Origin of the sequence: Acinetobacter sp. UBA1496 (genome assembly GCF_002324975.1) — a bacterium.
GTDB classification, from domain to species: domain Bacteria; phylum Pseudomonadota; class Gammaproteobacteria; order Pseudomonadales; family Moraxellaceae; genus Acinetobacter; species Acinetobacter variabilis.
Genome location: NZ_DCRI01000074.1, coordinates 17,151 through 29,834 on the forward strand (window position 1 = coordinate 17,151; position 12,684 = coordinate 29,834).

Annotated in this window: 12 protein-coding genes and 1 pseudogene; 5 read left to right on the plus strand and 8 right to left on the minus strand. The window is 41.8% G+C overall.

Annotated elements, in window-relative coordinates; genetic code table 11:
- The first annotated feature begins 176 nt into the window (after window positions 1-176).
- Both B3143_RS08390 and B3143_RS08395 read left to right on the plus strand, forming a co-directional pair.
- A pseudogene (locus B3143_RS08390) lies at window positions 177-923 on the plus strand (AzlC family ABC transporter permease).
- On the plus strand, window positions 920-1,219 hold the full coding sequence (locus B3143_RS08395; protein WP_262736262.1) for an AzlD family protein: 300 nt from the start codon (window positions 920-922) through the stop codon (window positions 1,217-1,219). The pseudogene B3143_RS08390 and the gene B3143_RS08395 overlap by 4 nt, the downstream one beginning before the upstream one ends.
- Before the next feature lie 36 nt (window positions 1,220-1,255).
- Here the strand turns inward: B3143_RS08395 and B3143_RS08400 are convergent, their stop codons facing one another.
- Window positions 1,256-1,552, minus strand: coding sequence for a hypothetical protein (locus tag B3143_RS08400; protein ID WP_004784195.1), 297 nt, complete (start codon window positions 1,550-1,552; stop codon window positions 1,256-1,258).
- A gap of 179 nt (window positions 1,553-1,731) precedes the next feature.
- Window positions 1,732-2,760: a type I glyceraldehyde-3-phosphate dehydrogenase gene (locus tag B3143_RS08405; protein ID WP_034170713.1), complete on the minus strand. Its 1,029-nt coding sequence runs from the start codon at window positions 2,758-2,760 to the stop codon at window positions 1,732-1,734.
- Between the two features lie 409 nt (window positions 2,761-3,169).
- On the opposite strand from B3143_RS08405, the gene alaS reads away from it, so the two are divergent.
- The 3 genes from alaS to csrA all read left to right on the plus strand — a co-directional run bounded on the left by alaS (window position 3,170) and on the right by csrA (window position 7,714).
- Entirely contained in the window at window positions 3,170-5,863 is a 2,694-nt protein-coding gene (gene alaS, locus B3143_RS08410; RefSeq protein WP_286740085.1) for an alanine--tRNA ligase, read from the plus strand.
- 64 nt (window positions 5,864-5,927) lie between these two features.
- Window positions 5,928-7,208: an aspartate kinase gene (locus B3143_RS08415; protein ID WP_004784201.1), complete on the plus strand. Its 1,281-nt coding sequence runs from the start codon at window positions 5,928-5,930 to the stop codon at window positions 7,206-7,208.
- Between the two features lie 248 nt (window positions 7,209-7,456).
- Window positions 7,457-7,714: a carbon storage regulator CsrA gene (gene csrA / locus B3143_RS08420; protein ID WP_004784202.1), complete on the plus strand. Its 258-nt coding sequence runs from the start codon at window positions 7,457-7,459 to the stop codon at window positions 7,712-7,714.
- Window positions 7,715-7,793: 79 nt separating this feature from the next.
- Here csrA and rnhB read toward each other — a convergent pair whose 3' ends face one another.
- From rnhB to B3143_RS08450, 6 genes are all read right to left on the minus strand, one after another.
- Entirely contained in the window at window positions 7,794-8,384 is a 591-nt protein-coding gene (gene rnhB, locus B3143_RS08425; protein WP_004784204.1) for a ribonuclease HII, read from the minus strand.
- 57 nt (window positions 8,385-8,441) lie between these two features.
- Complete coding sequence (locus tag B3143_RS08430) at window positions 8,442-8,822, minus strand: hypothetical protein (protein WP_004784206.1); 381 nt, start codon at window positions 8,820-8,822, stop codon at window positions 8,442-8,444.
- A gap of 183 nt (window positions 8,823-9,005) precedes the next feature.
- On the minus strand, window positions 9,006-9,350 hold the full coding sequence (locus B3143_RS08435) for a hypothetical protein (protein WP_004784208.1): 345 nt from the start codon (window positions 9,348-9,350) through the stop codon (window positions 9,006-9,008).
- 79 nt (window positions 9,351-9,429) lie between these two features.
- Window positions 9,430-10,431 carry an adenosine deaminase gene (locus tag B3143_RS08440; RefSeq protein ID WP_004784210.1) on the minus strand — a complete coding sequence of 334 codons (1,002 nt, stop codon included), beginning with the start codon at window positions 10,429-10,431 and terminating at the stop codon, window positions 9,430-9,432.
- Between the two features lie 77 nt (window positions 10,432-10,508).
- Entirely contained in the window at window positions 10,509-11,831 is a 1,323-nt protein-coding gene (locus tag B3143_RS08445; RefSeq protein WP_004784213.1) for an NCS2 family permease, read from the minus strand.
- Between the two features lie 441 nt (window positions 11,832-12,272).
- A complete protein-coding gene (locus B3143_RS08450; protein ID WP_004784216.1) occupies window positions 12,273-12,461 on the minus strand; it encodes a hypothetical protein in 189 nt (62 codons plus the stop codon).
- Window positions 12,462-12,684: the final 223 nt, after the last annotated feature.

Here is a 12,684-nt window from a genome sequence, read left to right on the forward strand (position 1 = left end):
AAATTTATAAAATATCAGTACTAGATGCTTAAAAATAATCCTATACAAAAACCCAATGTGGAGACTTAAATGACCAAGAAAACAGCATCATTCTGGTAGAGTTTAAAGGGACTGCAAAGACTCCGGTATTTCTTATAAACTTTCTTTCTCCTTCTAGAATAAAACCCGATCATCTCATGCCTCCCTTTCAGCCACGTATAACGCCTTCTGATGCCACTCCTCTGAGTGAGTTTCAGCGTGGTGTGAAAGACTGCATACCTTTATTATTGGGTGTAATTCCTCTGGCACTGGTCTTGGGTGCAACAGCAGCACAAAAAGATTTTAGCCTGCTTGAGTTTCCCTTGCTGACCGGGCTGAACTTTGCGGGTGGTTCCGAGTTTGCAGTTTTAGAAGCTTGGACTGATTCACCGCATCTTCTTACCTTGATCTTTATTACTTTTCTCATTAACAGCCGCTATATTCTGCTCGGTGCCAGTCTGGTGCCTTATTTAAGACATCATCCAAATCGAAAAGTCTTTCCGGCATTATTCTTTATGGTCGATGAAAGCTGGGCCTTAAGCCTGACAGATGCACAGCTTCGACTGGCATAGTTTGGATATCAACATGCTTTTAGTCTGCCTTATTATGCCGGGCTATGTATTGTTCTTTATCTGGCTTGGGTCGGCTTTACCACTTTAGGTGCTTTGGTTGGGCCGGTGTTAAGAGATATTCACTATTTTGGTTTTGATATGGCTTTCCCAGCCATTATGCTGATCTTACTGAAAGGTATGTGGAAAGGTTTTACTGAAGCCAGACCTTGGCTAATCAGTTTAATTTTTGCTGCTCTGACTTATAGCTATCTGCCAGGCAACTGGTATGTGCTGATTGGTGCGCTTGCTGGCATTGCCGCTGCCTTCTGGCTAATTCAGGAGAATGAAGCATGATCCAGATGAGCACTTTTATCGCAATCTTATTGGTGGCGCTAACGACTTACTGCACCCGGATACTTGGCTATGTCCTACTCAAAAATAAAACTTTGAGCAAACGTCAGCGTAAAATTCTGGAAGTGATTCCAGGCTGTGTACTGATTTCGATGATCACCCCATATTTTTTACGAGATGATCCGGCTGATCTGGTAGCCATAATGGTGACACTATTCGTTGCATCACGCTTTGGCATGCTGCCGACCATTTTGATTAGCATGGCCTCGGCAGCTATTTTAAGAACCTTACTGGTTTAAATCCTTTATATAAGGCTAAACCAGCATGAAAAGGTCTTATGACTTTGGTTCTATTACTTTAGCGAGCAGATTTACCAGTTCTGCATTTTGCAGCTCAACTTTTTGCAGTTTAGCCGTAGTCTGATCCAGTACTTCCTGCTGAACATGCATTTTTTTCGCCAGATCCTGCATAATTTCCAAGGTCTTTTTTAAATTTTCTTCCAGATACGCCACTTTTTCCTCAACTGGCACGCCTTCCACACTTTGTGAACTCTCATTATTATTAAATTGCAGCCAGATCAAAAAAATCACAGCCAAGGTCAGTAATATTATAAATCCCCAGATCAACATCATGTGCTTGCTCTTATTCCATTTAATTATCTTTATCTTAACGAAAAAATATCCAGATCACAGAAATATTCGGCATAAATCCAGAGCTTTTCGATCAATTACGTTCAAGTTCTTATTCATTTTCTTCTAATTTTTTAATCTTGCATAAAAAAGCACCCCATTTGGGATGCTTTCAAAATAGCTTAATCTGTATAAAAGGATTCACAGAGATCCAGCAAACGGTTGGCATAACCCCATTCATTATCATACCAGGCAAATACTTTGGCCTGATGCCCCACTACCAAGGTTTGGGTCAGATCCACAATCAATGAATAAGGCGAATGATTAAAGTCTGAAGATACTAGAGGCTCATCTGTCACAGACATGATTTCAGCAAAATCCTGACGTGCAGCGTTCATTAATACTTCATTCAACTGATGATCAGTAATGGGTGACTGGGAGATAAAGGTTAAATCAATGGCCGCTACATTAATGGTTGGCACGCGAATCGAATAACCATCAATCCGGTTTTCCATCTTCGGCATTACGCGTTTTAAAGCACCCAAAGCCGAAGATGTGGTTGGAATAATATTTTGCCCAGAAGCTCGGGCACGTCTTAAATCACGATGGGCATGATCCAGTACTGACTGATCCGCTGTCACTGCGTGAATTTCAGTCATCAGTGCAGTCTCAATACCAAAGGCATCATCAATGATTTTGACTAGAGGTACCAATGCTTGCGTAGTACAAGAGACACTGGAAATAATCTGGTCACTTTCTTTGACATCACGATGGTTGACGCCATAGACAATTGCGGCATCCACTGTATCAAACGGTGCAGCACCGATAATGACCCGTTTTGCCCCGGCAGTAATATGCTGAGTCGCAGCCTCACGCGAACGGAACAGGCCGGTACATTCCAATACCACATCAATATTCAGTTCATGCCATGGCATTTCCACCGGATTCGCCTGTCTTAACACCTGAACTTTCTGATAGGCATCGCGATAAGTGACATGCAGGTAGGCATACTCATCTTCATAAGTCAGATCAACCTGCCCCGGGAAACGACCATGAGTAGAATCATATTTAAATAGATGCAATAAGGTTTCAACGTCGGCAACGTCATTAATGGCAACGATGTCAAAATTAAAATCTTTCGGATTTTCAAACCATGCACGCAACACATTGCGTCCGATTCGTCCAAAACCATTAATTGCGATACGTTGCATCGACATTCCCTACTGCGGCATAAAACTTTGTGCGCCTATATTAATGGAATTATCCAGCTGACTGATAACTATTCAGCTAAATCCACTAAAAATTACACAGAATGTCCAATATTTCATCGAAAAATTCATACTTTACTTGAAGCAATCCAGTCTTTCTATCAGCGAGAATTAAGATAAATTGCTGTAATGACAATAGCTTTTGATTTTGCAGGGCATTTTTCTGATTTTTCCAATATTCATTCCTTATAGTTTTATGATCTATAAATATGAAAATCATTGGTTGAACAGGCATTTTCCGTTATAATTTGGCGTTTTTAAATATTTAAGCCCCGCATTGCAGCAGAGAACCAACCTTCTTGTCAGACTGTGATGTTTTTAGCCAAATCGGAAATTATGGAGTGACTTGGTTGTGAGTACTCGTTTTATGACATCAGCTGAAATTCGCGAAGCTTTTTTAAGCTACTTTGAATCGCAAGGGCATACACGTGTCGCGTCGAGTTCTCTGGTTCCTGCCAACGACCCAACATTATTGTTTACCAATGCTGGTATGAACCAGTTTAAAGACTGCTTCCTGGGTCTGGAAAAACGTGACTACGTTCGTGCAACATCTTCACAAAAATGTGTACGTGCAGGTGGTAAACACAACGACTTAGATAACGTTGGCTACACAGCTCGTCACCACACATTCTTTGAAATGCTGGGCAACTTCTCGTTTGGTGATTACTTCAAACGTGATGCAATTAAATTTGCCTGGGAATTCCTGACCGGCGACAAATGGCTGGCTCTGCCTAAAGACAAATTGTACGTAACTGTGTATCACACTGATGACGAAGCGTTTGATATCTGGAATAAAGAAGTTGGTCTAGATGCCAGCCGCATTATCCGCATTGGTGATAACAAAGGCGAGAAATATGCTTCTGATAACTTCTGGGCAATGGGTGACACTGGTCCTTGTGGTCCATGTTCTGAAATCTTCTATGACCACGGTGATCATATCTGGGGTGGCCTGCCTGGTACGCCTGAAGAAGATGGCGACCGTTTCATTGAAATCTGGAACAACGTCTTCATGCAGTTCAACCGAACTGCAGATGGCGTACTGCACCCTCTTCCAGCACCTTCTGTTGATACAGGTATGGGCCTTGAGCGTATTTCTGCGGTTCTACAACACGTCAATTCTAACTATGAAATCGACCTGTTTCAAAATCTATTGAAAGCTGCTGCTGAAATCATCGGTCTAGATACTTCAGACATTGAAGCGAAAGCACAAGCTGAAAACAAACCGGTTGAATACCCTGCTTCACTTAAAGTGGTTGCTGACCATGCACGTTCATGCTGCTTCCTGATTGCGGATGGCGTGAACCCTTCAAATGAAGGTCGTGGTTATGTACTGCGCCGTATTATCCGTCGTGCAGTTCGTCATGGTAACAAACTGGGTGCGACTGGTTCATTCTTCCACAAAATGCTTCAGCCTTTAATTGATGTGATGGGCGCAGCTTATCCTGAACTTGAAGCAAACAAAGCACGTATCGAAGCCGCTTTGCTGAAAGAAGAAGAACAGTTTGCTAAAACACTTGAGCAAGGTCTGAAATTGCTTGAAGGCGAATTGTCAAATCTGAAAGGTTCAGTGATTCCAGGTGAAATCGTATTCAAACTTTATGATACTTATGGCTTCCCAACTGATCTTACAGCAGATATCGCACGTGAACGTGATTTAACCATTGACGAAGCGGGCTTTGAAAAAGAAATGGCGGCTCAACGTCAACGTGCACGTGATGCAGGTAAATTCGCAATCGACTATAACAGCGTTGTTAAAGTTGAAGGCGAAACTCAGTTTGAAGGTTATGACGCAACAGCAGGCGAAGGTCGAATCATCGCGATCTACAAAGATGGCGAGCAAGTTGACGAAGTGGTTGAAGGCGACGAAGCACTGATTGTTCTGAACCAAACTCCTTTCTATGCAGAAAGCGGTGGTCAGATCGGTGATACAGGGCTCTTCAAAAACGATACTGGTATTTTCGAAGTTCAAGATACCAAAAAATCTGGTGGTGCATTCGTTCACCAAGGTATCGTGACTATGGGTAACCTTAAAGTTACTCAAAACGTTGAAGCAACGGTTAAAGCCGAGATTCGTGCTGCAACTGCTCGTAACCACTCTGCAACTCACTTGCTCCACGCTGCCCTACGTCAAATCCTGGGTTCACACGTACAGCAAAAAGGTTCATTGGTTGCTTCTGACGTATTACGTTTCGACTTTGCCAATGATCAGCCTGTAACTTTTGAACAGCTGCAAGAAATTGAACGTCTGGTAAATGCTGAAGTAATTGCCAATACGCCTGTTACGACTGAACTGCTCGACATCGAATCTGCGAAAGCCAAAGGTGCGATGATGCTGTTCGGTGAGAAATACGGTGAAGAAGTTCGCGTATTGTCTATGGGTTCAGTGATTGACGAGAAAAACTTCTCGATCGAATTGTGTGGCGGTATTCACGTTAAACGTACAGGTGACATCGGTCTGTTTAAAATCACGTCTGAAGGTGGTGTCGCAGCAGGTGTACGTCGTATTGAAGCCGTAACCGGTACTAAAGCGGTTGAAGCCGTACAGAAAGTCGATCGTGATGTTCAATATATCAATGGTTTGTTAAAAGCACAGAACCATCAAACAGTCGAAAAAGTTGAAGCTGTGGTGGACACTGCGCATCAATTGCAAAAACAGATCGAACAACTGAATCAAAAATTAGCAAGCCTACAAGCCGGTGAACTTTTAAGTCAGGTTCAAGAGCTTGCTGGTCGTAAAACACTAATCACGACTGTTCAGGGTATGGATGCGAAAGCATTGCGTAATCTGCACGACGGTGTGAAATCAAAATTAGAAAATGCAGTCATTGTTCTTGCAGGTGTAGAGGGTGACAAGGTGAGCTTGATTGCATCTGTGGCGCAAGACTTTACTGCTTCTATTAAAGCGGGTGACATCATCAAACACTTGGCTGCAGAGCTAGGTGGTAAAGGTGGTGGTAAACCTGACTTGGCACAAGGTGGCGCGCCACTTAACGAGAAGTTTGCTCCAGTGATGGCTGATTTAGCAGCTTGGCTTGAAGCAAAATAAAAACTTCATTTTGTGTAACTGACCCTGATCGGAAAATCAGGGTCATGGTTTATATGGAACAACTATGGCATTAATCGTTCAAAAATATGGCGGTACCTCAATGGGTACTCCCGAGCGTATTCTCAATGTTGCTCGTCGTGTGAAGCGCTGGCATGACCATGGCCACAAGGTGGTTGTAGTCGTATCTGCTATGAGTGGTGAAACCAACCGCTTGCTTGCTCTCGCGAAAGCCATTACCGAAACCCCTGACCCACGTGAACTTGACCAAATGGTTTCTACGGGTGAACAGGTAACGATTTCCATGTTAGCTATGGCGCTGAATTCAATTGGCGTTGAAGCTAAATCTTTAACTGGTCGCCAGGTTGGTATTAAAACTGACAGCGCATTCACCAAAGCACGTATCGAATCTATTGATACTGATGTATTGACTGAAAACCTAGATGCAGGCCGCGTGATTGTGGTTGCAGGTTTCCAGGGCTTTGATGCTGATGGCAATACCACAACTTTAGGTCGTGGTGGTTCTGATACCTCAGGTGTTGCCCTTGCTGCAGCGCTAAAAGCGGATGAATGTCAGATTTACACAGATGTTGATGGCGTATATACGACTGACCCTCGTGTTGCTCCTAAAGCGAAAAAAGTAGACCGTATCTCTTTCGAAGAAATGCTGGAAATGGCATCTTTAGGTTCTAAAGTTCTTCAAATTCGCTCTGTAGAATTTGCAGGCAAGTACCAAGTGCCTTTACGCGTACTCTCAAGCTTCGATAATGACACTGATGGCGCATTTGACGAAGACTTCAAAAACAACGTCGGAACTCTTATTACTACTGAACTGGAAGACAACATGGAACAGCCAATTATCTCTGGTATCGCGTTCAACCGCGACGAAGCTAAACTGACTATTCTGGGTGTTCCAGATGAGCCAGGTATTGCATCTAAAATTCTTAAACCAATTGGTGATGCCAATATCGAAGTGGATATGATTATCCAGAACGTTGAAGAAGATGGTACAACTGATTTCACGTTTACTGTAAACCGCGGTGAACTTGCTAAAGCCAAAAAAATCCTTGAAGAGACAGCTCAAGCGATTGGCGCACGTGAAGTTGCAACTCGTGATGACATCGTAAAAGTGTCTATCGTCGGTGTAGGTATGCGCTCTCACGCAGGTGTAGCAAGCAAAATGTTCACTGCTCTTGCTGATGAAGGTATCAACATCCTGATGATCTCTACTTCTGAAATCAAGATTTCTGTGATTATCGAAGAGAATTATCTTGAGCTTGCAGTTCGCTCACTTCACACTGCGTTCGGTTTAGACCGTGAACATGGTGAATCTAGCGCACGCGCTTAAGAGAACTACAAAATACCGTTATTGTCTGACAGTATTTCATTAAATCTCTACAAAAATGCAGGGCCACTATAGTTTTTTTTATAGTGGCTCTGTTATATTAAGCCTAAGGATTTTCAACAGTCTGGATAGTTAACCTCTTCATTTCATGGATAGGACTTTCTATTCAAACTTTAATTATATAATTTTAGGTTGTGTTTTTTTATTACATTCAATAGATTGCAGGTTTTGCATTTTGCAAGGAGAGAAACATGCTGATTTTGACTCGACGCGTCGGGGAAACTTTAATGATCGGAGACCAAGTCAGCGTGACTGTACTTGGCGTAAAAGGCAACCAGGTTCGTATTGGGGTAAATGCTCCGAAAGAAGTCTCTGTACACCGTGAAGAGATTTACCAGCGTATCCAGCATGAACGTGCAATGCATGAACATCTTCAGCATATTGACCAGGATTATCAACCTTCTTCTTATGAAGATGATAACCAGACACAAAATAACTTTAACCGTTAATTTTGTATGAATATAAAAGCGGCTTTTAAGCCGCTTTTAATTTGCCTAATTTTCAACTGCATAGCAAAATAATCAAACTTTATCCCGCCTGCTGCTGATCAAGCAACGCTGCCAGCACTTTTTTCACTGGTCCAAAACTACGACGATGTTCATCAATCACCCCGTGTAAGGCAATCGCTTCAAAATGTGCTTTGGTCGGATAGCCCTTATGCTTGGCAAAGCCAAATTGCGGATATTTTTGATCCATCTCCACCATCTGGCGATCACGGGTCACTTTAGCCAGAATACTGGCTGCTGAAATCTCAGGATGCAAGGCATCCCCACCTACGACCGCATCACAACTCATCGCAAGGCCCTGAGGAATCTTGTTGCCATCGACCAGTACATGTTCCGGCTGAATGCTTAATGCTTCCACAGCGCGGCGCATTGCCAGTAAAGAGGCCTGCAAAATATTATGCTCGTCGATTTCTGCTGCAGAGGCCTCAGCAATCGCCCAAGCCAATGCTTTTTCCTGAATCTCAATAAAAAGTTTTTCGCGCTTCTTCTCGCTTAGCTTCTTGGAATCATTTAAACCCTCAATCGGGTTATTCGGATCCAATATCACAGCCGCAGCGACCACCGATCCTACTAATGGCCCACGCCCTGCTTCATCTACACCAGCAATATTCATTTTATTTCCCATAAAAAATAGGCTGAACCAGTCAGCCTATTCAAATTTGATTTTGACTTAGTTTACAGCTTCAGCCACACAAGCGTTAATAGTATTTGCAACGACATTGCCTACAATAGTCGCACGTGCTGCTGGGTCAATTGCTGCAGTTGCCAAATCCACCGCAGTCACGTTTTGTGGTGCTTTTTCACTCACACAACCACAGATTTCAGACTGGATATTCTGTTTTTGTGTTTCTGTCATTAAACGTGTTGCAGTTTGCCAAGCCGGAATATTATTCAGTTCAGTGACACATTTTGCATTGATGGCAATTTTAATGGCTGCAGAACCGAGTTGCTGACCTGTACTTGCTTGAGTTGTGGTGCTGGCACCTTGTGGTGCTACACATGCAGAAAGAACAAGTGTTAATGGTACAACAACAGCCAATAATTTTTTCACGGATTTTATCCTTTTTTCAGCTTTTAAAATATGCGCTATTGTGCCGAAGTTTATCGCAATAAGAAATCTAAAAATGAGTCATGATGTTTAATCTGCGCGCAGCCAGACTCATAGCCATCACAGGAAAGAAGACTCACTATTAATCTAAAGGTAAAGTCTGGATAATCCAGCACCCAAAAATCCTTAATTGATAAACTCACCCATACAGCCTTTTAAGCTATTGGCAATTGCTTTACGGGTCAGCTCTTTTTTAGTTTCTTCATCAATGGTTGCTTTTAACAGGGTTTTGGCCGGCACACCTTCCAAAGCATGCTCACCCACACAGCCACACACTTTTTGCTGTAAATGCTGTTTATTGGCTTCAGCCATGAAATAAGTACCCATTTTCCAGACTTTGGAATCTTTCAGCTCTTGGCCACACTGATACTCAATCACAGGTTTCAGGGCTTTCTGAGTCATTGAGGTATCTGCACAAGCAGGATTGATTAAGCTAACAGCAAGAACAGGCCACAGGAATTTTAATTTCATCTTTGGTTCACAAATCAAATTATAAAAGGCAGAGCGAACTCTACCCTCTTTGGGCTAACAAATTTACTGGAATGATATTTTAAACAAGTGCCTGAATCAGGCTGATCCATTTCTGTTTTTCAGTATCAGAAATAAATGAAGCTTCAAAAGAATTAATTGCGAGCTGTTTAAGTTCTTCGTTGCTTAGATCTAAAGCTTCAGCAATGGCAATGAAATTGTCATTCATATAACCACCAAAATACGAAGGATCATCTGAATTCACTGTCACATGCACACCCTGCTGCAACAGGCGACGGATATTATGCTGCTGCATATCATCCACAACACACAGCTTTAGGTTTGAAAGTGGACATACTGTGAGCGGCATCTTCTCTGCAATCAAACGCTGCATCAATTCTGGATCTTCCTCAGAACGTACGCCATGGTCAATACGGTTAACTTTTAATAAATCCAAAGCTTCCCAGACATATTCTGCCGGACCTTCTTCACCCGCATGTGCGACTACCAGAAAACCGGCTTCACGTGCTTTAGCGAAAACACATTCAAACTTAGACGGTGGATGGCCGACTTCACTTGAATCCAGCCCCACTCCAATGATCCGATCTTTATAAGGCAGCGCTTGTTCTAATGTTTCAAATGCTGCTTCTTCACTAAGATGACGCAGGAAACACATGATCAGATGTGAAGTAATGCCTAACTTAGCTTTCGCATCATCACAGGCTTTCTGCAAGCCATTAATTACGGTTTCAAAGGCAATGCCACGATCGGTATGCGTCTGCGGATCAAAGAACATTTCAGTATGCACGACATTATCATCCGCACATTTTTCAAAATATGCCCAAGCCAGATCATAAAAGTCCTGTTCATGAATCAGAACATTGGCACCCGCGTAGTAGATATCCAGGAAAGATTGCAGATTATGGAAATTATAAGCCTGCTTCACTTCCTCAACTGATTTATAAGGAATGCTAATTTCATTACGCTGTGCAATCGCAAACATTAACTCAGGTTCAAAGGTACCTTCGATATGCACATGCAGCTCAGCCTTTGGCAAAGCCTGAATCAATTCAAGACGGTTCATCGCTACTCCTGATTAAACCTGAGAAAAATAAAAAAGGGTGCAAACTGAGTTTACACCCTTTTGATATTCGACAAAAATTAGCCGCCAAACATCCAGAACTTCAATGCCCATAGTACTGCGATGATCCATACCATGTATGGAACAGTTTTCGCTTTACCTGTCAGCAGTTTAATCAGCGCATAGCTGATAAAACCCATTGCGATACCATCTGCAATTGAATACGTAAATGGCATGAATACAATGGTCAGGAACGCCGGAACCGCTTCAGTAATATCATCCCATTCAATATGGACAATACCCTGAATCATCAATACACCGACAAATAGCAATGCTGGTGCAGTTGCAAAGCCTGGTACAGATTGAGCCAATGGAGCCAGGAACAGGCAGGCAATGAACAGCAAGCCAACCACAACTGCAGTCAGACCGGTACGACCACCTGCTGCAACACCCGCTGATGACTCAATATAAGGTGTAGTTGAAGAAGTACCCAAAGCGGCACCTGCAACAATCGCAGAAGAATCGGCAAATAATGCTTTTTTCAGACGCGGCAATTTACCATCTTTTAACAAACCTGCACGATGTGAAACACCTACTAGCGTACCAGTAGAGTCAAACAGATCGACCAAGAAGAATACGAAGATCACACCGATCAGGCTAGCTGTAAACAGACCTTGAAAGTCCATCTGCAAGAAGGTTGGTGCCAGTGAAGGAATTTGACCCACTACACCCTGGAACTGGTTATAACCTAAAGCAGTAGAAATCGCAGTGATTACCAAAATACTGATAATGATCGCACCACGTACTTTGAAGTGATGCATTACCACCACTAACAGGAAGCCAAGTAGCGCAAGCATAACAGTTGGCTGTTTCAAATCACCCAGACCCACCAGGGTCGCTTGATTATCAACAATGATGCCAGCATTTTTCAGTGCTACCAGAGCCAGGAACAGGCCAATACCACCACCAATCGCCAGTTTGAGAGACATTGGAATGGCATTGACAATCGCCTCACGTATTTTGAACATACTAATGGCAATGAAAACCAAACCTGATACAAATACTGCACCTAATGCAGTTTGCCAAGGCACACCCATTCCCAGACAGACTGAATAGGTAAAGAAGGCATTCAGCCCCATACCCGGCGCAAGTGCAATTGGATAATTGGCAATTAGCCCCATTACCAGACAGCCAATTGCGGCTGCAAGACAGGTGGCTACAAAGACAGCCCCATGATCCATCCCGGTTTCGGATAAAATCATCGGATTAACAATAATGATGTAACACATTGTCAAGAACGTGGTTACACCTGCCACAACTTCTGTACGGAAACTGGTTTTGTTTTCACTCAGTTTGAACAGACGTTCCAGCATATTTTCTGAAGATGGATTAGGAGTCGTCATGACCTAGCCCCTATTGAGTAAACTTTATGCTTTAAGCATGCCGCCGAATCCAGGAAATTTTATAGAAAACTTCATGAATTTTAAGGATCTGTTAGCAACGAATATGCCAGCTTCGCCATTTAGCGGGTCAAAATGTTTCAATAGCGAACAGTAAGAAAACTGCGCTAGAAAAACTCAAAAAACAATCTAAACAAAAAAGCTGCATAACCCCTATGCAGCTTTTTTCATCATTAGAATCAAATACTTAATTAAAGTAAATTTGATCTAACTTTATCTTTTGCAAATTATAACACATTGATTTCTGATTGCTTCTTAGAATTTATATTTTATTAAAAATTAATATAAGTCAGTTTTATTATTATTAAATTTTCTTTTATTTATTATGATTTTATTTTTATCTTTTTACCTGACCCCCCTAATTAAAAAGCTTATGCAAATCTATTAAGGTCGGGGCCGATTTGCATTCAGCAATTTAGTTGAATGTTGTACTTCTTTCAAAATCTGATGAAGCTCTTCATGTTTTCTTGTTTCGGCCTGTTGGTGAACACAATAACCGAGTAAACCCACCATCAGCACAAAAATAGGAATCGTATAAATTTTCATTTTTGTAGTTGAGTTATGTAACAGCATTGAAATTATGCTAACAAAATAACAATAAAATTGTGACATAGTTTACAAGTAACCCGATAAAATGCAGTTTTTTCAATTATTTAGAGTTTTTATATTCTTCATTTTTTTATACTTCTTATTCAATTAATCATAATTTTTTGAGTCATATTTTTTTATTTTTTAGTCATTTTTTGAATATTAAAAGAAATTAATTGATTGATTCTATTTTTTATTTTTTTAGAAA